Consider the following 20,249-nt stretch of genomic DNA (forward strand, 5'->3'; position numbering starts at 1 on the left):
ACATAAGTTCTAAACTTTGGAACATAGATTATATAAGCTACAGAGAACATTTTCTGTGGTTTAACGATATAGTTAACCACTCTTTGTGTAATTTTTAATACGAGTTGACTCGTTTGTTACTTAGTTATAAATTACGTTGACTTACTTCATTTTAGTCATATTCATAGTTGACTACTTATGCTGAAGTTACATCAGTCAGCCAAAATCTGAAAAAGGTAAAAAGATGAAGGGTGATGAAGGGTGATGAAGGGTGAAATTGTACCCTTCTCCCTCTGAAACCCCTATAAACACAGGGGATTCCAAGGAATAGATGAAGGGTGAAGGGGTTTTGCGTGATTCTTTTTTCAAAAATACTGATTCCGGCAAAAAGCCTACTTATGGCACAATTGTGCCCTGCAAGGGGCACATTTGTGCTCTTTAAGGAGCAAATTACACAGAAAGGAAAGTAATATGAGCAATTCTTTAGGCAGTATTTCTTATTCCGAACGAAGGAAAAGCGGAAATCATAAAAGATGTTTACACCATCATTTCTTCCAACATTATTCTACAAAAAAAATTGCCTAAATCATTTTTTATCCGTATCTTTGCCCAACAAACTAAAGAAACAAAAAGATGGAAGCAAAGAATATCAACCAACTGGTCACAGAAAACCTGAGCTACGTAAAATCATTGGCGAATAGGTTTAAGGGTAAAGGTGTAGACTTCGACGACCTGGTGAGCGAGGGATACATGGCTATGACACAAGCTGCACAAAAATATGATACTGAGCGCGGAACACAATTTATAGCCTATGCCGCACCCTTCATTCGCAAGGCCATGGAACAGGCCATCAAACAGCAGTCTGCTTCTTACGGAATGCCAAAAGACGGGCACCAACAACTCAACAAGAAACTGAGTCGGCCCCTCTCTATAGACGCGCCCCTTGGCACCAACAACAAGTACACCCTGCTCGACATACTGATCAACAAGGATGCACTTTCAGAGGAAGAGAACACTTACTTCCGCCTCATTTCAGAAGACCTCAAGGCAGCCATCGAAATACTCGATGAGCGCGAGCGCGAAGTAATACGCAAGTTCTACGGCATAGGTTGCCCTCACATCCCCATGGCAGACATCGCCGAGGACATGGAACTGAAACGCGAAAGAGTAAGACAGATAAGAGACAAGGCTGTGCGGAAAATGGCCCGACAGGCAAAGACCAAAGCCCTGAAGACTCTCCTGAGGAAATAAAATCCAAGTAACCCTCACTCATACTGCAAGGGAAAAAGGCACACTACAATAACACATTCCGCTTCCGAAAAGGGAAAGTGGAAGAAACTTCCGAACCCAGCGAAAGTTCAATCACCAATGATAATACAGGAGGAAGGCTAAGCGCCTGCCTCCTTTTTCTTTTGTGCCTGTTGCTTTCTGTACTCACAAGGGGTCATTCCCATGCGATGATAGAAGTTGGCATAAAAACTCTGACGGGTATTGAAGCCTGCCATTTCGCTGATGTCCTCGATAGTCATCTTGGTATAGCGACGGTCTGAAAGCAGCGACATAGCTTCGTTGATTCGGAAATCGTTGACGAATTCCGAATAGTTCTTGTGCAGTCGTGTGGCACAAACTGCAGATATATAACGAGCATTGGTATTTAGATCGGCAGCCAACTTACGGGTATTGTAAGTTTTGTCTTTGTATTTACCTTCTGCTACGATAATTCGCAAAATTCCCTCGTACAGACTGTCCTTGAGCTTATCACTAAGAAGAGTTTGATAACGGGCTACTTTTTCCTTTTTAGGTGTTAAGTTATATTTAGCCATGGCATTAAGTTAGTTGTTTCTTTAAATTACCAGTGACAAAGATACGGCAAAACAAGATACAAACCAAATTTTTTGTGGTTTTTTTTATTAATTATATACAAATAAATTGCCTATGTGGAATAAAAGCCGTAATTTTGCCATAAAAATTAAAATAACAGGTCAGAATGAACAAACTCGGAGGAATGAAACAAATAATATGGTTCGTGAGAACATACATCGTGCTCATGATCATCTTCATACTGCAGAAACCATTATTCATGCTTGTTACCCATGGCGCATCACAAATGTCGTGGGGAGAAGTATTTGCAGAAATGATGCCCGTCATGTTTCATGGTCTTCGCATTGACCTGTCTATGGCCGGTTATCTCATGCTCCTGCCTGGCTTGCTCCTGCTTGCCAACGTATGGATAAGACAGGAGTTCATACGCCCGATATTCAACACATATATGGGCATCATAGCAGTTGCCACAGCCTTCTGCTTCGTTCTCAATGCCGTACTCTACCCCTATTGGTGCTTCCCCTTGGACAGCATGCCTTTCTTCTATTTCTTCACATCGCCTGCTGACGCTTTTGCAAGTGCATCTTTTGGAGAGATTGCCTTGGGAATCCTTGCTCTCGCAGCCATATCGGCACTGATCTGGTGGATGTTGCGCATGCCCAAACCACGACGCGACCGTTATGGAAGACGTGATTACAGAAACGAAGGACTCGACTGCCATCGCGTGCGTACATCTATTATTGTCTTCGTCATGACAGCCCTGCTCATCATCCCTATCCGTGGTGGATTCACTGTGGCTACGACAAATACAGGAACTGCTTATTTCAGTCAGCTATCTTACCTCAACCACTCGGCGGTAAACCCGATGTTCAGTCTTCTCGAGTCGATGACAAGACAGCAGAACTTCGAAGACCAGTATCGCTATATGGACGCTGCCGAAGCCAACAAGATATTCCGTACGATGGTGAGCCAAAGCGACGAGAACACCTACCCCATTCTCAGCGATGAGGCACGCAAGCATGCTCCAGACATCCTGCTTGTTGTGATGGAAAGTTTCGCAAGCGACCTGCTTCCATCCATAGGTACACAGAAAGACGTGGCTGTATGTCTCGACTCCATAGCCCAGCAGGGCATCCTCTTCAACCGCTTCTATGCCAACAGCTTCAGAACCGACCGCGGACTCGTGGCCATTCTGAGCGGTTATCCGGCACAGCCCACCATGAGCATCATGAAGGATCCCAACAAGTCGAGCCACCTGCCATCTATCTCCAAGTCGTTGGTGAAATACAAGAACTACCAGACTGCCTACTATTATGGTGGCGACATCAACTTTACCAACCAGCGCTCCTATCTTATCTCACAGGGTTTCCAGCACATCACCTCAGACCAGGACTTCCCTATCGAGCAGCGACTGAGCAAATGGGGAGTGCACGACCATATCGTGGCCGACAGGCTGATGTACGACATCGAACACGAGAAACCAACAGGCCGTCCTGTTTTCAGAGTCTTCCAGACATCGAGCAGTCATGAGCCTTTCGAAGTGCCCTACAGCCGACTGAAAGACAAGCGACTGAATGCTTTTGCCTATACCGACAGTGTGATGGGTGCCATCGTGCGCAGATACCGCAAGCTGCCCAAATGGAAAAACACGCTCATCATCTTCGTGCCCGACCACGTAGGCGGATACAAGGAGCATCTCGACAATGGCGACAGAAGCCGTTACCAGATTCCTCTCATCCTGACAGGCGGAGCCATAGCCCATCCTATGAAGATAAAACTCATCGGCTCACAGCAGGACATTGCCGCCACACTGTTAGGACAGTTGGGAGTGGAACACAAAGACTTCCTCTTCAGCAAGAACATGCTGAGCGATGCCACACCTAAGTTTGCCTTCTTCACGGTCAACGATGCCTTTGGCGTGGTAAGCGAAGAAAACTCACTGATATTCGACAACAAGAGCAAGAAAGTACTCTATGACAAGGGAACCAAGCCCGGCTACAACATCAAGCGCGGACAGGCATATCTGCAGAAACTGTACGACGACATCAGTACAAAATAGTCATCATGCTCTCCCCATCACCCCTAAAAAAAGTTCTCAAGTAACAACAAAAAAAAAGAAATTAAAAGACACGAATGACAGACATGCTCAACACACTGGAACAGGCTGACACCCAACTATTGTTGTTCCTCAACGGATTCCACAACAGCTATTGGGACTATTTCATGATGATGTACAGCAGCCGATTTGTATGGATACCCTTTTATGCAAGTTTCCTCTATGTGATGTTCCGCAACTATGACTGGCGATCGACAACAAAATGCCTCGTAGCCATCATTGCCATCGTGGTGCTCTGCGACCAGACCACCTCAGGCCTTATCAAGCCAATGGTAGAACGTCTGAGACCCAGCAATACAGACAACCCCATCTCGCCCATGGTGCATATCGTGAACAATTATCGGGGCGGCAGATATGGATTCCCCTCCTCTCATGCCGCCAACGCATGGGGAATGGTTTTCTTCGCCATGTATTTGGCCCGCAACAGGAAGTTGAATCTTTTCCTCCTGGCTTGGGCCATAGTGATGGCATACTCACGCGCCTATATGGGAGTACACTACCCAGGCGACATATTGGTGGGCATCTTTTTCGGAGCCTTGTACGCCACCCTGTGCTACTATCTGCTGGCCTATATCGACCCACAGGGTATTGAGCAATGGAAAACCACCGGCAGACAATTGCATCAATCGTGGCTTCCAATCACTATGGGCTCACTCTCTGTCTTGGTAATGCTGACAGTTGCTGCCTTCATGGCAGCCACACAGATAGACATCTTCTTCAATTAAAAAAAGAGAAAAACGGCAACGCCAAAGACTACTCCCCAGCAAAAGGAAATGAATCAATAACAATACTAACAAATATATTAATCAAAATCAGAATCAATATGAAGAAAATGATGATTTTTGCAATCGCTGCTCTCGGTCTCACCATGGCAGCTTGCAACGGCAAGAAGGCTGAACAGCCACAGACTGCAACCACAGAGGTAGCAGTAGTTACCGATACCGCTTTCCAGAACAAGGCTGCCGGCGACTATCAGAGCTACGACGGAAGTAAGGTTATCACACTGAACAGCGACCTGACCGTTACAACCAAAAACACTCAGGACTACTACAAGTGGGAACTCATTGCCAAACCTGAAGGCGACCAGACCATTATCCTGCTAGACCGAAAGGGAGTGGACAAGGATATCCAGACACAGGTACAGATAGACGTAGCTGAAGGAATGATGGTTGTCAACAACGAGACCTTCCGCAAAAAGCAAGAAGCTAAGTAATACACATAAAAAACGCTCCTCACTTCACAGTGAAGAGCGTCTATTCAATAGGTATTAGTCCGTTTAAGGTAAAAAGATTGTATTCAGGATAACGTTTGCAAAGGTAGCAAAATTATTTTGAATAAAAAAATATTTTGACGTGTTTTATTGTTCTTTTTTGAAAAAATCTTATAAAAACAATAACACACAACCTTTTTTCCACACCTCTTCAACTATTTCAGCAAAAATATAATGCTCATCTTTTTCATACTTACAATTTATTTTGTAACTTTGCACCACATTATTATATATATAAAACATATCTCATTGAAATATGACAATAAATGAAGAAAATCTGAACGAAGAGAAGAAAAGCATCTCTTTCGTTGAACAATTTGTAGAAGAAGATCTCAAGGAGGGCAAGAACAACGGTCGCATACAGACACGCTTTCCCCCAGAGCCTAACGGATATCTGCATATCGGACATGCCAAAGCTATCTGCATGGACTTTGGTGTGGCAGAGAAATATAACGGTATCTGCAACCTTCGTTTTGACGATACAAACCCCAGCAAGGAGAACAACGAATACGTAGAAAACATCCTGCAGGACATACAATGGCTCGGCTTCAAGTGGGGCAATATCTACTATGCTTCCGACTATTTTGAGAAGTTGTGGGATTTTGCCATCTGGATGATCAAGAACGGACATGCCTACATCGACGAGCAGACTGCGGAACAGATTGCAGAACAAAAGGGAACTCCTACCACTCCCGGTACAGCAAGCCCTTATCGTGACCGCCCTGTAGAGGAAAGCCTTGCACTCTTCGAGAAGATGAACACTCCCGAGGCGGTAGAAGGAAGCATGGTGCTGCGTGCCAAACTCGATATGGCCAATCCCAACATGCACTTCCGCGACCCTATCATCTATCGTATTATCCAAACTCCACACCACCGTACAGGCACCAAGTGGCACTGCTATCCTATGTACGACTTTGCCCACGGACAGAGCGACTACTTTGAAGGTGTAACCCACTCTATCTGTACCTTGGAGTTTGTACCCCATCGTCCTTTGTACGATAAGTTTATCGACTTCCTCAAGGAGAAGGACAATACAGCAGACAATCTGTCCGACAATCGTCCACGACAGATTGAGTTCAACCGCTTGAACCTTACCTATACAGTGATGAGCAAGCGCAAGTTGCACACACTCGTAGACGAACACCTCGTCAATGGATGGGACGATCCTCGTATGCCTACACTCTGCGGCATGCGCCGTCGTGGCTATTCACCAGAGAGCATCCGCATGTTTATCGACAGCATTGGCTATACCAAGTTCGACGCCCTCAACGACATGGCTCTTCTCGAGGCTTCTGTACGCGAGGACCTCAACAAGAAAGCATGCCGAGTAAGTGCAGTACTCGACCCTGTGAAACTCGTTATCACCAACTATCCTGAGGGAGAGAGCGAGGAAATGGAAGCTATCAACAATCCTGAGAACGAGGCTGACGGTACACACACCATTACCTTCAGCAAGAATCTGTGGATAGAGCGTGGCGACTTCATGGAAGATGCTCCAAAGAAGTTCTTCCGCATGACTCCCGGCAAGGAGGTTCGTCTGAAAAATGCCTATATTGTGAAGTGTACCGGATGCACCAAGGATGCAGAAGGAAACATCGTCGAGATTCAGGCAGAATACGATCCTATCAGCAAGAGCGGAATGGAAGGTGCCAACCGCAAGGTGAAGGGAACCCTGCACTGGGTTTCTGCCGACCATTGTGTGAAGGCTGAAGTCCGTGAATACGACCGCCTGTTCAACGTGGAAAACCCATCAGCTGACGAGCGCGACTTCCGCGAATTGCTCAACCCTGAGAGCCTGCACACCTTCACCAACTGCTATGTTGAGGAATATGCTGCTGCCAAGAAGCCAGGCGAGTATCTGCAGTTCCAGCGCATCGGCTACTTCATGGCCGACCTCGACACAACAGCAGAGCATCCTGTATTCAACAAGACTGTAGGACTGAAAGATACTTGGGCTAAACTCAACAAGTAAGTTTTTTCCTACCATCTATCATTTCATGTTATATCAACGAAAATGAATACAGCTGCACTCTTTCTGTGGATTCTCAATAATTTGAACTACTGGGTGGTCATGCTTTTCATGGCCATCGAGAGTTCTTTCATTCCTTTCCCTTCTGAGGTGGTAGTTCCACCTGCAGCATGGAAGGCTATGGATCCTGCCAGCGGAATGAATTTTCTGCTTGTCATCGTGGTAGCCACAATAGGAGCTGACATAGGAGCCCTTATCAACTACTATCTCGCCAAATGGGTGGGACGCCCCATCATCTACCGCTTTGCAGACAGTCGTATAGGACACATGTGTCTCATCGACCGCGAAAAGGTAGAAACAGCCGAGGAATATTTCCGCAAGCACGGCGCTGCCTCTACCATATTTGGCCGACTGGTTCCTGCCGTACGTCAGCTCATCAGTATTCCTGCTGGTCTGTCGGGCATGCATCTGGGCAAGTTCCTGTTGTACACCACTATTGGTGCCGGCATCTGGAACACAGTACTGGCCATCATAGGCTGGAGCATATACCAGTACACCGACTACAAGACCACACATGACGTATACCAGCAGGCATTGAAGTACAGCCACGAAATAGGCTACGTGCTCTTGGCCTTGGCTGTCGTTGTTGTCGCCTTCATAGTTTACAAGGGACTGAAAAAGAAATAAAGAAGCTAAACTTTTTCCTAAGAGAAAGGAAAAATGGGAAGAAAAGCCGTTAAAACAAAAGCTACAACTAATCATAAAAAAATCTCCGCAAGTGTGACTTGCGGAGATTTTTTTTATATTGAACTCATGAAAACTCAGAGACTAATTCATTCCCGAGAACTGTTTGATGCGCTGTTCTTCCGACATCTTGCAGATAAGAAGCGTTCCGTCTTCCTCAGCCACAATATAGCCTTCGAGCCCCTGAATGACAACCTTCTTCTCGTTTAAAGTATGAACAATGTTATTTTTAGACTCTATCATCTGGATATTTTTGCCTATAGTGGCATTACCATACAGGTCGCGACGTGACTGCGCCAGCAAACTGCCCCATGTACCCAAGTCGCTCCATCCGAAACTGGCAGGGAAGACAAATATCTCCTCTGCCTTTTCCATAATGGCATAGTCGATAGAGATATTCTCGCACTCAGGATATCTCAGGTCTATCTGCTCCTGCTCCTGTGGTGTGCCATAAATAGGACGCAGGCTCTCGAATATCTTAGCTATGGCTGGCTGATATACACGGAAAGCATTCACTATGGTGGCTGCGCTCATGATGAAGATTCCTGCATTCCAGAAGAAGTTCTTGTCGCTAAGATACTTCTTGGCGGTTTCCAGGTCTGGTTTCTCATGAAACTGATCTACACGATATACCTCCTTGTTACGGGCTGAAGGTGTACGAAGATCACCCTGTATATAGCCATATCCCGTCTCAGGACGAGTTGGCTTCATGCCAAGGGTTACAATACTGTCAGTCTCGCCAGTAAACTTGAGTGCAGAAATAATAACTCGTCTGAACTCATTACTGTTGGTAACAATATGATCGGAAGGTGAAACGACAATATTGGCATTGGGGTCCTTCTCCTTGATTCGCCAACTGATGTAGGCAACACATGGAGCCGTATTGCGGCGACATGGTTCCTGCACGATGTTACCCGCAGGAATCTCGGGCAATTGCTCCTGTACAAGGGCTGCATACTTCTTGTTCGTAACCACCCACACATTCTCTGGGTCGCAAATACCTTCGAATCTGTCGAATGTCAGTTGTAACAAAGTACGACCTGTACCCAGTACATCAATAAACTGCTTGGGTTTCTCCTCGGTGCTCATAGGCCAGAATCTGCTGCCTACTCCACCTGCCATGATTACCAAATGATTATTTTTGTGAGCCATAATCCTTATATATAAATGTTATAGATTGCAAAGATACTAAAAATAAACTATTAAACAAAAAAAGGATGAGATAATTTCTCATCCTTCTTATTTTTATTGATTTATTTCAATAAGGCAGGGCTCCTCTAACCAATACAGAGTTGATTTTGCACACCTGCTCATGAACTGTACATTAGCGTTTACAGCTTGTTCAGTTCCTGTTTCCAGGTCTCATAAGCCTCCTTGTAAGCATCGCGATGGGCTACATCAGGCTCTACAACAGCCAACTTCTTGAGCGAAGCGAAAGCCTCATTATGATCCTTATAGATTCCTGCACCAATACCAGCACCCTTTGCAGCACCAGCACTACCGTCAGTCTCATACAGTTCAATGGTGGCTCCACTCACGCTGGCAAGCGTATCGCGGAACAAAGGACTCAGGAACATATTAGCCTTTCCGGCATGAATCTTGTTGAGTTCCATACCCATCTGCTGCATAATTTCCATTCCGTAGCAGAAACTGAAGACAATGCCTTCCTGTGCCGCACGCACAATATGTGCTCGATTGTGCTTATTGAAGTTCAAGCCACGGATAGAGCAGCCCACTTCCTTGTTCTCAAGCACACGCTCTGCTCCATTGCCGAATGGTATGATACGCACTCCTTCACTTCCGATAGGCACGCCTGCAGCCAAATCGTTCATATCGGCATAGCTGACATCAGGTGTGATGTTTCGATGTACCCATGCATTGAGAATACCCGTACCGTTGATGCAAAGAAGCACACCCAAACGGTCGAGTTCCTTGGTATAGTTGGCATGCGCAAAGGTATTGACACGGCTGTGAGGATCATAGTTCACATCTCCGAGCACACCATATACTACGCCTGAAGTACCGGCAGTACTTGCTATCTCGCCAGGATTGAACACATTCAGGCTGACTGCATTGTTTGGCTGGTCGCCTGCACGATATGAAATAGGTGTGCCTTCCTTGAGTCCCAACTCTTGAGCTGCCTCCTTGGAAACTACGCTCTGTACTGAGAAAGTAGGAACGATGTCGGCCAGCACATTCTCGTCAAATCCATAGTAATCAAGCAGGAACTTGGCTGGTTTCTTCTCCTTGAAATCCCACATCATACCTTCAGAAAGTCCGCTGATGGTTGTCTTTACCTCGCCCGACAATTTCATGGCCAGATAGTCACCGGGCAACATGATTTTGTCTATCTTGTCAAACAAATCTGGCTCATTCTCCTTGACCCAAGCCAATTTGGAAGCAGTAAAGTTGCCTGGTGAATTGAGCAAGCTCTGCAGACAACGCTCTTCGCCAAGATCACAGAAAGCCTTATCACCATAAGGCACGGCACGCGAATCACACCAGATGATACTTGGACGCAACACGTTCTGCTGCTTGTCCACGCACACCAAACCGTGCATCTGATATGAAATACCTATAGCGAGGATGTCTTCTCCCTTGGCACCAGTCTCTGCAATAATTCTCTGAAGCGACAGCTTGGCATTGTCCCACCACATCTGTGGGTCTTGCTCTGCCCACCCTGCCTTTACAGCCATGATAGGTGCCTCATGGTCAGGATAAAAAGCTGATGCGGCAATTTCGCCACTGTCAACATCTGTAAGAGATGCTTTCACAGAACTGGAGCCTACGTCAAAGCCCAATAAATATCTTCTTGCCATAATTCTTAGAATAAATCAGATTATTGAAAATTAAGTTTTTGTGCTATTGCTCGTTCTTTAGTCGGAGTCTTCATACTTCAACCTGAGTTCTTCACGCAGAGCTCTTATCTCCGAGTTCTTCACTCGAAGACTTTACGAGTCTTCTTTCAGCAAGTCATCAAAGAAGCTGTCAAGGTCGCTGTCGAGTCCTTCCATCAAGTCGCCCCCTACGATCACTGTATCATCGTCGGCAAGATAGAGCTCACCAAGGTTTTCCTTATCATCGTCCTCAAGAACAAAACTATAGGGCTTCAGAATACCCAACGAGTCTATCAGGTCGGCATTCCTTCTCATCAGTTCGCGCAGAATCTTGGCAACTTCATCATAGAAATTCTCATCTTTATTGTCTATCCATTGCTCCACCACACAACGTGTTATTTCCTTGTCGTCATCATCAAAAGCCAGCAGTTCTCCGCTGTCTTGAGATACACGCACATGAATGTCTGTCAACACGGAAGTTTCCTCTGATTCAGGAAACTTCTGAGCCACTTTTCTTAAAAAGCGCTCCACCTGTAAGATTGTTTGTTCCGTTATGTCCATAGATTAATGCTTTTGATTATGCAAAGATACAAAAAATAAAGTGATGAGCAAGAAAAAAGAATGAAAAGTTTCGTTTACGAACATCTTTTCTCGTCATTTTCATTGCTCATCACATCTTTTAAAACGAAACGGCTTTCTTCTTGCCCTTACTCTCATTGCCCACACGGTCGAGAGCTGTCACCAAATAAGTAAAGCGTTTGTCCTTCACGTATGGCAACTTAAAGAATTCGTCATAAGTCACTTTGAGAATACTTGAAGCATTCGAGAGGTCTACCTTCTCGCCCTTTTCAAATCGATAGATCACATAGCGATTTGCCACGTCGCCCCACTTCTTTCCTTTTGGAGCCTTCCATGTAAGTTGCGGTCCGTTTTCGGTCCATACGAGTTTAAGACCTTTCACTTTCTTTGGTGCTTTGTCATCCAGAAATGGCATCAAAGGAGGAAGGGCTGGCGTGCGCCAATAATAGTCGCGAAGCGTATGACCGATGTTGCCCACATTGTCGGCAGCAGTCTTGGCATACCACAGCACGGTTCCCTTCACATTGGGCATCTGCTGGTGAAGACGATGTTTGGCTGGCAACTGATGACTCTTTGGATTATCCGGGTCGGCATACTTAGCAGTACGCTCTATGTCTTCACCTATATATAATGGGCGTGCCGATGCATGCTTGTTCCACCAAGTGATAAGCGTCTTGTAGTCGGCAGCACGATTGCCTATCTCCCAGTAGAGTTGCGGCACATTATAGTCGACCCAACCATTGTTGACCCACAACAGCACATCGGCATACAGGTCGTCATAATTTTGCAGACCATTGGTCAGGCTTCCGTTAGGGTCGTTGCGCTTGTTACGATATATACCGAAAGGTGAAACACCGAACTTCACCCAGGGCTTTACAGCATGGATGGTCTCTCCCAATTGCTTCACAAAACGACTTACATTGTCGCGTCGCCAATCCTGAATATTGGAAAAGCCATGATTCATGCGCTGATAGAGCTGCTGGTCTGGAATCTGCTTGCCTGCTACAGGATAAGGATAGAAATAATCGTCGATGTGAAATCCGTCGATATCGTATCGGCTCACGATATCGGCTGCCACACGACAAGTATAGTCGGCTGCCTCCTGCAGACCGGGGTTGAGCAGCACCAGATTATCATACGAGAAACAGAGCTCTGGATGTTGCACCACCACACTACTGGAAGCCAGCTGTCCCATAGGAGTTCCTCCGTGCTTGGCGCGATAAGGATTGATCCAGGCATGCAGTTCCATGCCTCTACGATGACACTGCTCCACCATCCATTGCAAAGGGTCCCAATAAGGAGACGGAGCTTTTCCTTGCTTTCCTGTCAAATATCGGCTCCAAGGTTCCAACTTGCTTTCATAGAGAGCATCGCACTCTGCCCTCACCTGAAAAATAACGGCATTGACACCATCCTTCTGCAGTTCATCGAGCTGGCTACTAAGCATGTTCTGTATCTGTTCTGTCGTCTTTCCCAGATACTGTCCGTTCACACATTGTATCCATACGCCACGAAACTCTCGCTTGTTCTGAGCCTTCATTGTACCAGCCTGCAGCAAGAGAGCAACCATGACTGCTACTGTAAAGATTGTCTTTAGTTTTTTCATTGATTAATATATTTCGCTTTTCCGTTTTTTCTATAATTATTTATTGAACATTCGCAGGATTCAGAAGTTGTTTTTTTATTCCTGTTTCGGTTCTCCCGGTTCCTCATCATGCAACTTAGGCAAGGATATGTGATACCTTACAGCGATGAGGCGGATGGCACACACCACCAAAAAGGCCACTGCCGTTGTGACGTACAGACTGACACCCATCGAATCCAATGCCCAATAGGTCAGGCCACCCAGGATACACGCCATGGCATATATCTCCTTTCGGAAGATGACAGGTTCCTCGTTAAGCAGCACATCGCGAATAACTCCACCAGCCGCTCCTGTGATACAGCCCATGATGATGGCCACCCAAAAGGGGAAACCACTGTCTATCGTCTTTTGTATGCCGGCTATATTGAACAGTGCCAATCCCAATGTATCAAAAAGAAACCACGTATTATCGAGTCTTTTCAGATAATGGTGAAACACGATAACGACACCCTGCGCCATAAGCGTACATATCAGATAGATGGGACTCAGCATCCAGAAAGGACGCACGCCGAGCATTACGTCACGGATAGTTCCTCCACCTATGGCCACAGCCACACCACACACGAAACCTCCCAACCAGTCGTAATGCTTAGAGGCTGCAAGACGAATGCCCGACAAAGCAAAGGCAAATGTTCCAACGAACTCGACAACCCTCTGAAGAGTCATCATGAATTCTGGGTCTTGTTGTATATTCATTTTCTTGGTTTTCTATATAGTTATAAGGTATTTTGATTTCTCACTCATCACTTAAATCTTTCTCCCCAGCAAGTAGTCATCCACTGGTATAGCCGTTCTTCTGAAGGCGAATGCTGTGCAAACCAGAAACGGCTGTCCTGAATAGCATCGGGCAGATACTGCTGCTCGACAAAATGTCCAGGATAGTCGTGAGGATAACGATATCCATCATGATAACCCAGTTCGCTCATCAACTTAGTAGGAGCATTGCGAATATGAAGGGGCACAGGCAGGTTGCCCGTCTGGCGCACCTTTGCCAAAGCTGCATCTATAGCCAGATAGGCACTGTTGCTCTTCGGACTGGTGGCAAGATAGACCACAGCCTCTGCCAAGGCGATACGTCCCTCGGGCCATCCTATCTTCATCACGGTATCGAAAGCCGCATTTGCCAACAACAAGGCATTGGGATTGGCCAATCCCACATCCTCACAGGCACTTATTACGACTCGGCGAGCGATAAATTGTGGGTCTTCTCCGCCTTCTATCATGCGTGCCATCCAGTATAAGGCTGCATCAGGATCGCTGCCTCGTATACTTTTGATAAACGCCGAAATGATATCGTAGTGCATGTCACCCTGCTTGTCGTAGGCCAGAGGATTCTGCTGCAGCTGTTCCTCAACCATCTTGTCGGTAATAACCACCTCGTCAGAACCTGCCGACTCTACCACCAACTCCAGGATGTTGAGCAACTTGCGGGCATCACCACCGCTGAAACGCATCAAGGCACCCATTTCCTGTAATTCTATATGCTTCTTCTTCAGTTCTATGTCCTCAGTCAAAGCCCTATGCAAGAGCTCCTCCAAGTCTTCCTTGTCCAACGACTTGAGCACGTAGAGCTGGCAGCGAGACAACAATGGGCGTATCACCTCGAAGGAAGGATTCTCCGTGGTGGCCCCAATCAGCGTCACAACTCCCTTCTCCACCGCACCTAACAGAGAGTCCTGCTGACTCTTGGAGAAACGATGAATCTCATCAATAAAAAGAATGGGTGAAGCAGAATTGAAGAACCTGCCGCTCTTGGCACGCTCTATAACTTCGCGTACATCCTTCACGCCACTGGTCACAGCACTCAACGTATAAAAAGGCACTTGCAGGGTCTGAGCCACTATCTGGGCAAGCGTGGTCTTGCCTACACCAGGAGGTCCCCAGAGTATAAACGACGATATTCGGCCTGCGTCAATCATCTTGCGCAGCACTGCTCCTTCGCCCACCAAATGTTTCTGACCGACATAGTCAGCCAATGTGCGGGGCCTCATTCTTTCTGCTAATGGTTCACTCATTATGTCTAAGATTATCTGTCATTTTTCTCATACAGTATTCGTCTTTTCTCATATATTACCATACCAGGACAAATCCTGCTTTCATGCAAAGGTAAACAAAAAAAATGAAACCCCAACAAAAAGAGTACTTTTTTATGAAAAACACACAGAAAAATTTGGATATTAAAAATATAGTATTTACTTTTGCAACTGAAAAAACATGTAACAACGATGAAGAAAGAAAAAGCATTGACACTCAAGACTCTGACAAAGAGCAACGTATGGGACATTCAGGAGAACGACGTGTTCCGTCTTTGGGAAGCTGCCGAGAAAGACGCCGACCTGAAAGACTGCCAGAACAAATACGTCGCTATTATCCGTAGCGCCTTCGAGATAGAGGAAGTGAAGATAAACAAGCCTGAAGTCATCGAAAAATATAATCAGCGTGGTTTCAAAGTGGGTGTTTTCCAAATCAACGACAACAAGGTGAAGTATGCCATCAAGAAGCGCCCCATCCTGCGCGTCACCGACCTGACATACGAGAACATCCGTCACATCAGCGCTGCCAAACTCATGGAGGTGCTTGAACGTAACTTTGGTGGTGGATGGGACAGTCTGCCACAGAGCATTCAGGACATTATCCAGAGTGGCTTTGAAATCAGCACCACAACTCTGCCTAAAGACCGACTGCACAAGGCTGGCGGACTGTATGAGAAGAAGGTAAACGACGGTTTCGAAGTTCTCGAGATTCCTAAGGGATCATGGACCGAGGCTATCTTTGCCAAGGAGAAACCTATGGTAGAGAAAGTACGCATGAGATTCGATGACGACGATGAGCTCGACCGCGAGGATGAGTTGGCTGACCGCGAGGAGGACGAGGATGAGGATGCACCAGAGATTGAAGACCACTACAACGATCCAGATGAGGACGATGACGCCTTCGATGACGACAAGTTGACAGAAGAAAGCTATCGCACCACCTTCGAAGATCCTGAGAACCTCGGTCTTGATGACGCAGAGGATGTTGCCGACGATGACGAATACTAAAACATCGAAAGCCACACGAGACTTGTAACATTACACATTATTATATATATATACATACAGAAATGAACGCATTAATTGGATTGATCGTACTCTTCGCAGTAGCTATCATCGGATGGGCTATTGCCGAAATGAAGTACAAAACCTTCACCTTTACACGTTCCGAGAAGGATGTAGAGGAAGAAGAACTATTGGAGAACGAGCATCGCGCACAGGAATTCAAGGAAATGAACATCCGCGACATCATGCGCAACAACTCCACCAATGGCTACAACGCAGTAGGATAATCACATCAAAAGAATGACTATCCAATACTTGATTATAGGTATCACATTGGCGGCATGCATCACGTATGCCGCCATTTGTATCTACCGGGCTGTCAGTTCCGCCCGAAAATGCAAGGATTTTCACTGCGCAGGCTGTGCTTTTTATAATAAATGTAAGAATAATCAGAAAAAAGCAAGAAAAAATTTGGTGGAATAAAATAAAAGCAGTACCTTTGCACTCGCTAATCAGAAATGATGTTGCAACGCTACAAGGTGTCTTAACCGAGCGGTTAGGTAACGGTCTGCAAAACCGTGTAGAGCGGTTCGACTCCGCTAGACACCTCAACAAAGGAAGCTTCTCTACAAGCTTCCTTTGTTGTTTATATAAACCCCGACTCGAATCTTTTTTCATCGAAACCACTTGTTTCTTATCTTTTTTTAGTAACTTTGCCACCACAATAACAGAAGACAACATGGATATCATCAACAAATACTTTCCGAACCTCACGGACAGACAGAAAGAGCAAATAGCGCAGCTTGACGCTCTGTACAGAGAGTGGAACGCCAAGATCAATGTCATCAGCAGAAAGGACATAGATAATCTCTACGAACACCACGTGTTGCACTCCATGGCTATCGCCAAAGCCATCAACTTCAAAGACAGAACCGAGATTCTCGATTTCGGATGCGGAGGAGGCTTCCCGGGTATTCCTCTTGCCATCCTCTTCCCTGAGTGCCGATTCAAACTCATCGACGGTACGGGCAAGAAGATTAGAGTATGCAACGAGGTGGCTGAGGCCATCGGACTGAAAAACCTCAAGGCTGAACACCTGAGAGGAGAAGAAGAAAAGGGGAAATATGACTTCGTGGTAAGCCGTGCAGTCATGCAACTGCCCGACTTGATGAAAATCATTAAGAAGAACTTCAAGAAGACACAGCAGAATGCCCTGCCCAACGGACTGCTCTGCCTGAAAGGAGGCAACCTGAACGAAGAGCTCAAGAGCTACAGCCGGGTGGCTGAAATTACACCACTGAGCACCTTCTTCGACGAAGAGTGGTTTGCACAAGACAAGCAGCTCGTCTACGTACCCTGCTAAGACACCGCAAGGAGACAAAGTAAAAAACATCCAAACAACAACCCTCAAAAAAATAGGAGAAAACTAAAATGTTACATATCGAACGATTCCAGTGCAACATGCTTTCTGAGAACTGCTACGTGGTGAGCGACGAAACCAAGGAGTGCGTCATCATTGACTGCGGAGCCTTCTATCCAGAAGAACGAAAAGCCATTACCGATTATATTACCGGGAATGGTCTCAACCCCATACACCTGCTGGTGACACATGGTCATCTTGACCACAACTTTGGCAACGACACCATCTATCAGGCTTTCGGACTTAAACCCGAGGTGGCACAGGCAGACGAACATCTAATGAAAAACCTGCAGCATCAAGCTGAGTCATTCTATCAGATGAAGATAGACACCGTGTTTCCACCAATCGGTCATTTCTTCGAGGACGGCGAGACCATACACTTCGGCAACCATGAGCTGAGCATCATCCCAACCCCTGGTCACTCTAAAGGTTCGGTCACCTTCTATTGCGAGGCAGAGGGTGTAGCCTTCACTGGTGACACACTCTTCCAAAATTCTATAGGAAGAACAGATTTCCAAGGCGGTTCGATGTTCCAGATTATCAACAGTCTACGTCTCTTGGCACAGTTGCCCGACAAGACCAAAGTGCTGCCAGGACATGGCAACACCACCACCATAGGCGAGGAACTCGCCCATAACCCCTATATGGACAGATAAGAATCAGATAGGTTTATCAACAACAGAAGATGAAACAAGCTAACAAGGCAGAGAAAATCATACTCGGCATAGACCCTGGCACAAATGTCATGGGCTATGGCGTAATAAGGGTCGTAGGCAACAAGGCACAGCTTGTGGTGATGGGCATCATCGATATGCGCAAAGAAAGCGACCCCTACCTCCGCTTAGGCAAAATTTTCGAACGGGTGACAGGTATTATTGACGAATACCTACCCGACGAAATGGCGATTGAGGCACCCTTCTTTGGCAAGAACGTGCAGTCTATGCTCAAGCTTGGACGGGCACAGGGAGTAGCCATCGCTGCAGCCATACATCACGACGTACCAATACACGAGTATGCTCCGCTGAAAATCAAAATGGCCATCACCGGACAGGGTCAGGCCTCCAAGGAGCAGGTGGCTGGCATGCTGCAGAGAATGCTGAAGATCAGCGACAACGACATGCCCAAGTTCATGGATGCGACCGACGCACTCGGAGCTGCCTACTGCCACTTTCTGCAGATGGGAAGACCCGAGACCGACGCGCCACACTACTCCAGTTGGAAAGACTTTGCCATACGCAACAGAGGCAAGGCTTCGACAACCGACAACACACTAACAGGCCCTCAGACCAAACTCCTGGGAGCTCTCAGGAAACATTAATATTAGACAGAAATGCAAACAATTATCAAGATTGAGAATGGCGTGACCCGTATGCCAGAATGGCGAATGGCAGAGCCTGTCAACTTTACAGCCTGTGAGGGCGAGCATATCGCCATCGTGGGAAGAAATGGTAGTGGAAAATCCATGCTGGTAGATATTCTTGTGGGCAGACATCCGCTGCTCATGCACGATCCCGTATACGATTTCTCGCCCAGCAAGAAAACGCTCGTGAGTGACAACATCAAGTATATTACTTTCCGCGACACTTACGGAGGCGACAACGACCGAACCTACTTTCTGCAGCAAAGATGGAACCAGCTTGAGATAGACGAGAATACGCCCATTGTGAAGGACAAACTGGAGGAAGCCTATCAGATGGCTGGCGAGGATACTCCCGAACGCAGAAAACTGCAGCAGCACATCTACGAGCTCTTCCATATGGACAAATTGCTCGACAAGTACATCATCCTGCTGTCAAGCGGTGAGTTGCGAAAATTCAAACTCGCCACCACCCTTTTCTCTGAGCCACGTGTGCTCATCATGGACAACCCATTTATCGGACTGGATGCCGATACTCGTGAACAACTCAAGCAGCTTCTTGCCACCCTCTCTGCCGAACGCGCCCTACAGGTTATCCTGGTACTCAGCAAGAGCGATGACATTCCGCAGTTCATCACACACATCGTGGAGGTTGACGGTATGAAGGTTGGCCGCAAAATGACAAAGCAGGAGTATCTCGACTTACGCAAGCCAGTTCCTGAGCATATCCTTTCGCCCGTCCAGCAACAGGCCATTATCGACCTGCCCTACAGCAATCGAGAATATCACAACCAGGAAGTGGTCAAGATGAACAAGGTAAGCATACGCTACGGACGTCGCACCATACTGAAAGAACTCGACTGGACAGTCATGAACGGTGAGCGATGGGCACTGAGCGGGCAAAACGGAGCAGGCAAGTCTACCCTTCTCAGCCTTATCTGTGCTGACAATCCTCAAAGCTATGCCTGCGACATCGCTCTCTTCGGAAACGCACGAGGAAGCGGTGAAAGCATTTGGGACATAAAGAAACACATCGGCTACGTGTCGCCAGAGTTGCACAGGTCTTATCAGCGCGACCTGCCTGTAATACGAATCGTGGCAAGTGGGTTGAAAGACTCAGTAGGTCTTTATGTGAAACCCAACGAAGAAGACTACGAGAAGTGCCGCTTTTGGATGGAAGTGTTTGGACTCAAAAACATGGAGGAACGTGGATTTCTGAAACTGTCGAGCGGAGAACAACGACTGGCCCTTCTGGCAAGAGCCTTCGTCAAAGATCCCGAACTACTCATACTCGATGAGCCCTTGCATGGACTCGACAACTACAACCGTCGACTGGTAAAGGACATCATTGAGGCGTTCTGTAAACGACAGAACAAGACTATGATCATGGTTACCCACTATAAGGAAGAACTGCCAGCATGCATAGACCACAGCATTTTCCTCATCCGACACGATGAGTAAGCCTGTGACTCCA

General features: G+C 46.6%; 19 protein-coding genes and 1 tRNA gene. 13 read left to right on the forward strand and 7 right to left on the reverse strand.

The features are described from left to right. The first annotated feature begins 612 nt into the window (after positions 1-612). The gene (locus P3T48_RS09320) at positions 613-1,230 is read left to right on the forward strand and encodes a sigma-70 family RNA polymerase sigma factor (protein WP_022253200.1); all 618 of its coding nucleotides are present in this window, start codon (positions 613-615) and stop codon (positions 1,228-1,230) included. 137 nt (positions 1,231-1,367) lie between these two features. Here the strand turns inward: P3T48_RS09320 and P3T48_RS09325 are convergent, their stop codons facing one another. Continuing rightward, positions 1,368-1,802, reverse strand: coding sequence for a helix-turn-helix domain-containing protein (locus P3T48_RS09325; protein WP_276506516.1), 435 nt, complete (start codon positions 1,800-1,802; stop codon positions 1,368-1,370). A gap of 182 nt (positions 1,803-1,984) precedes the next feature. Between P3T48_RS09325 and P3T48_RS09330 the strand changes: the two genes are divergently transcribed. From P3T48_RS09330 to P3T48_RS09350, 5 genes are all read left to right on the forward strand, one after another. Then, positions 1,985-3,859, forward strand: a complete 1,875-nt coding sequence (locus tag P3T48_RS09330) for an LTA synthase family protein (protein ID WP_158463423.1) — start codon at positions 1,985-1,987, stop codon at positions 3,857-3,859. A 74-nt stretch (positions 3,860-3,933) separates the two neighbouring features. Next, the gene (locus tag P3T48_RS09335) at positions 3,934-4,641 is read left to right on the forward strand and encodes a phosphatase PAP2 family protein (RefSeq protein WP_276506517.1); all 708 of its coding nucleotides are present in this window, start codon (positions 3,934-3,936) and stop codon (positions 4,639-4,641) included. A gap of 107 nt (positions 4,642-4,748) precedes the next feature. Then, entirely contained in the window at positions 4,749-5,129 is a 381-nt protein-coding gene (locus P3T48_RS09340; RefSeq protein WP_158463425.1) for a hypothetical protein, read from the forward strand. A gap of 313 nt (positions 5,130-5,442) precedes the next feature. Next, positions 5,443-7,158, forward strand: coding sequence for a glutamine--tRNA ligase/YqeY domain fusion protein (locus tag P3T48_RS09345; RefSeq protein ID WP_276506518.1), 1,716 nt, complete (start codon positions 5,443-5,445; stop codon positions 7,156-7,158). Positions 7,159-7,200: 42 nt separating this feature from the next. Continuing rightward, a complete protein-coding gene (locus P3T48_RS09350) occupies positions 7,201-7,842 on the forward strand; it encodes a DedA family protein (protein WP_276506519.1) in 642 nt (213 codons plus the stop codon). A 141-nt stretch (positions 7,843-7,983) separates the two neighbouring features. Here P3T48_RS09350 and P3T48_RS09355 read toward each other — a convergent pair whose 3' ends face one another. From P3T48_RS09355 to P3T48_RS09380, 6 genes are all read right to left on the reverse strand, one after another. Continuing rightward, positions 7,984-9,051, reverse strand: coding sequence for a mannose-1-phosphate guanylyltransferase (locus P3T48_RS09355; protein WP_276506520.1), 1,068 nt, complete (start codon positions 9,049-9,051; stop codon positions 7,984-7,986). Between the two features lie 179 nt (positions 9,052-9,230). Continuing rightward, the gene (locus tag P3T48_RS09360; protein WP_276506521.1) at positions 9,231-10,718 is read right to left on the reverse strand and encodes a xylulokinase; all 1,488 of its coding nucleotides are present in this window, start codon (positions 10,716-10,718) and stop codon (positions 9,231-9,233) included. 132 nt (positions 10,719-10,850) lie between these two features. Continuing rightward, positions 10,851-11,297, reverse strand: a complete 447-nt coding sequence (locus P3T48_RS09365) for a hypothetical protein (RefSeq protein WP_158463430.1) — start codon at positions 11,295-11,297, stop codon at positions 10,851-10,853. Between the two features lie 118 nt (positions 11,298-11,415). Then, a complete protein-coding gene (locus tag P3T48_RS09370; RefSeq protein ID WP_443217184.1) occupies positions 11,416-12,921 on the reverse strand; it encodes a glycoside hydrolase family 10-like protein in 1,506 nt (501 codons plus the stop codon). Positions 12,922-12,996: 75 nt separating this feature from the next. Continuing rightward, complete coding sequence (locus P3T48_RS09375; RefSeq protein ID WP_022253210.1) at positions 12,997-13,656, reverse strand: trimeric intracellular cation channel family protein; 660 nt, start codon at positions 13,654-13,656, stop codon at positions 12,997-12,999. A gap of 47 nt (positions 13,657-13,703) precedes the next feature. Next, positions 13,704-14,975, reverse strand: a complete 1,272-nt coding sequence (locus P3T48_RS09380) for a replication-associated recombination protein A (RefSeq protein WP_276506522.1) — start codon at positions 14,973-14,975, stop codon at positions 13,704-13,706. Positions 14,976-15,185: 210 nt separating this feature from the next. On the opposite strand from P3T48_RS09380, the gene P3T48_RS09385 reads away from it, so the two are divergent. The 7 genes from P3T48_RS09385 (at position 15,186) to P3T48_RS09415 (ending at position 20,236) form a co-directional block, all read left to right on the forward strand. After that, positions 15,186-16,001 carry a hypothetical protein gene (locus P3T48_RS09385; protein WP_276506523.1) on the forward strand — a complete coding sequence of 272 codons (816 nt, stop codon included), beginning with the start codon at positions 15,186-15,188 and terminating at the stop codon, positions 15,999-16,001. A 62-nt stretch (positions 16,002-16,063) separates the two neighbouring features. Then, complete coding sequence (locus P3T48_RS09390) at positions 16,064-16,285, forward strand: hypothetical protein (RefSeq protein WP_022253213.1); 222 nt, start codon at positions 16,064-16,066, stop codon at positions 16,283-16,285. 251 nt (positions 16,286-16,536) lie between these two features. Beyond that, positions 16,537-16,607: transfer RNA gene (locus P3T48_RS09395), tRNA-Cys, on the forward strand. Positions 16,608-16,737: 130 nt separating this feature from the next. Continuing rightward, the gene (rsmG, locus tag P3T48_RS09400; RefSeq protein WP_217758631.1) at positions 16,738-17,361 is read left to right on the forward strand and encodes a 16S rRNA (guanine(527)-N(7))-methyltransferase RsmG; all 624 of its coding nucleotides are present in this window, start codon (positions 16,738-16,740) and stop codon (positions 17,359-17,361) included. 68 nt (positions 17,362-17,429) lie between these two features. Then, complete coding sequence (locus P3T48_RS09405) at positions 17,430-18,074, forward strand: MBL fold metallo-hydrolase (protein ID WP_158463436.1); 645 nt, start codon at positions 17,430-17,432, stop codon at positions 18,072-18,074. Positions 18,075-18,103: 29 nt separating this feature from the next. Then, positions 18,104-18,736, forward strand: a complete 633-nt coding sequence (gene ruvC / locus P3T48_RS09410; protein WP_276506524.1) for a crossover junction endodeoxyribonuclease RuvC — start codon at positions 18,104-18,106, stop codon at positions 18,734-18,736. A gap of 12 nt (positions 18,737-18,748) precedes the next feature. Beyond that, positions 18,749-20,236 (forward strand): ATP-binding cassette domain-containing protein, encoded by a 1,488-nt coding sequence (locus tag P3T48_RS09415; protein ID WP_217758633.1) that lies wholly within the window; start codon positions 18,749-18,751, stop codon positions 20,234-20,236. Positions 20,237-20,249: the final 13 nt, after the last annotated feature.

This window comes from Segatella intestinalis (assembly GCF_029348455.1).
Taxonomy (GTDB): Bacteria; Bacteroidota; Bacteroidia; order Bacteroidales; family Bacteroidaceae; genus Prevotella.

Bases quoted from the DNA above. Each gene is read 5' to 3' on its own strand.
- P3T48_RS09320 (WP_022253200.1), top strand. From the start codon at position 613: ATGGAAGCAAAGAATATCAACCAACTGGTCACAGAAAACCTGAGCTAC.
- P3T48_RS09325 (WP_276506516.1), bottom strand. From the start codon at position 1,802: ATGGCTAAATATAACTTAACACCTAAAAAGGAAAAAGTAGCCCGTTAT.
- P3T48_RS09330 (WP_158463423.1), top strand. From the start codon at position 1,985: ATGAAACAAATAATATGGTTCGTGAGAACATACATCGTGCTCATGATC.
- P3T48_RS09335 (WP_276506517.1), top strand. From the start codon at position 3,934: ATGACAGACATGCTCAACACACTGGAACAGGCTGACACCCAACTATTG.
- P3T48_RS09340 (WP_158463425.1), top strand. From the start codon at position 4,749: ATGATGATTTTTGCAATCGCTGCTCTCGGTCTCACCATGGCAGCTTGC.
- P3T48_RS09345 (WP_276506518.1), top strand. From the start codon at position 5,443: ATGACAATAAATGAAGAAAATCTGAACGAAGAGAAGAAAAGCATCTCT.
- P3T48_RS09350 (WP_276506519.1), top strand. From the start codon at position 7,201: ATGAATACAGCTGCACTCTTTCTGTGGATTCTCAATAATTTGAACTAC.
- P3T48_RS09355 (WP_276506520.1), bottom strand. From the start codon at position 9,051: ATGGCTCACAAAAATAATCATTTGGTAATCATGGCAGGTGGAGTAGGC.
- P3T48_RS09360 (WP_276506521.1), bottom strand. From the start codon at position 10,718: ATGGCAAGAAGATATTTATTGGGCTTTGACGTAGGCTCCAGTTCTGTG.
- P3T48_RS09365 (WP_158463430.1), bottom strand. From the start codon at position 11,297: ATGGACATAACGGAACAAACAATCTTACAGGTGGAGCGCTTTTTAAGA.
- P3T48_RS09370 (WP_443217184.1), bottom strand. From the start codon at position 12,921: ATGAAAAAACTAAAGACAATCTTTACAGTAGCAGTCATGGTTGCTCTC.
- P3T48_RS09375 (WP_022253210.1), bottom strand. From the start codon at position 13,656: ATGAATATACAACAAGACCCAGAATTCATGATGACTCTTCAGAGGGTT.
- P3T48_RS09380 (WP_276506522.1), bottom strand. From the start codon at position 14,975: ATGAGTGAACCATTAGCAGAAAGAATGAGGCCCCGCACATTGGCTGAC.
- P3T48_RS09385 (WP_276506523.1), top strand. From the start codon at position 15,186: ATGAAGAAAGAAAAAGCATTGACACTCAAGACTCTGACAAAGAGCAAC.
- P3T48_RS09390 (WP_022253213.1), top strand. From the start codon at position 16,064: ATGAACGCATTAATTGGATTGATCGTACTCTTCGCAGTAGCTATCATC.
- rsmG (WP_217758631.1), top strand. From the start codon at position 16,738: ATGGATATCATCAACAAATACTTTCCGAACCTCACGGACAGACAGAAA.
- P3T48_RS09405 (WP_158463436.1), top strand. From the start codon at position 17,430: ATGTTACATATCGAACGATTCCAGTGCAACATGCTTTCTGAGAACTGC.
- ruvC (WP_276506524.1), top strand. From the start codon at position 18,104: ATGAAACAAGCTAACAAGGCAGAGAAAATCATACTCGGCATAGACCCT.
- P3T48_RS09415 (WP_217758633.1), top strand. From the start codon at position 18,749: ATGCAAACAATTATCAAGATTGAGAATGGCGTGACCCGTATGCCAGAA.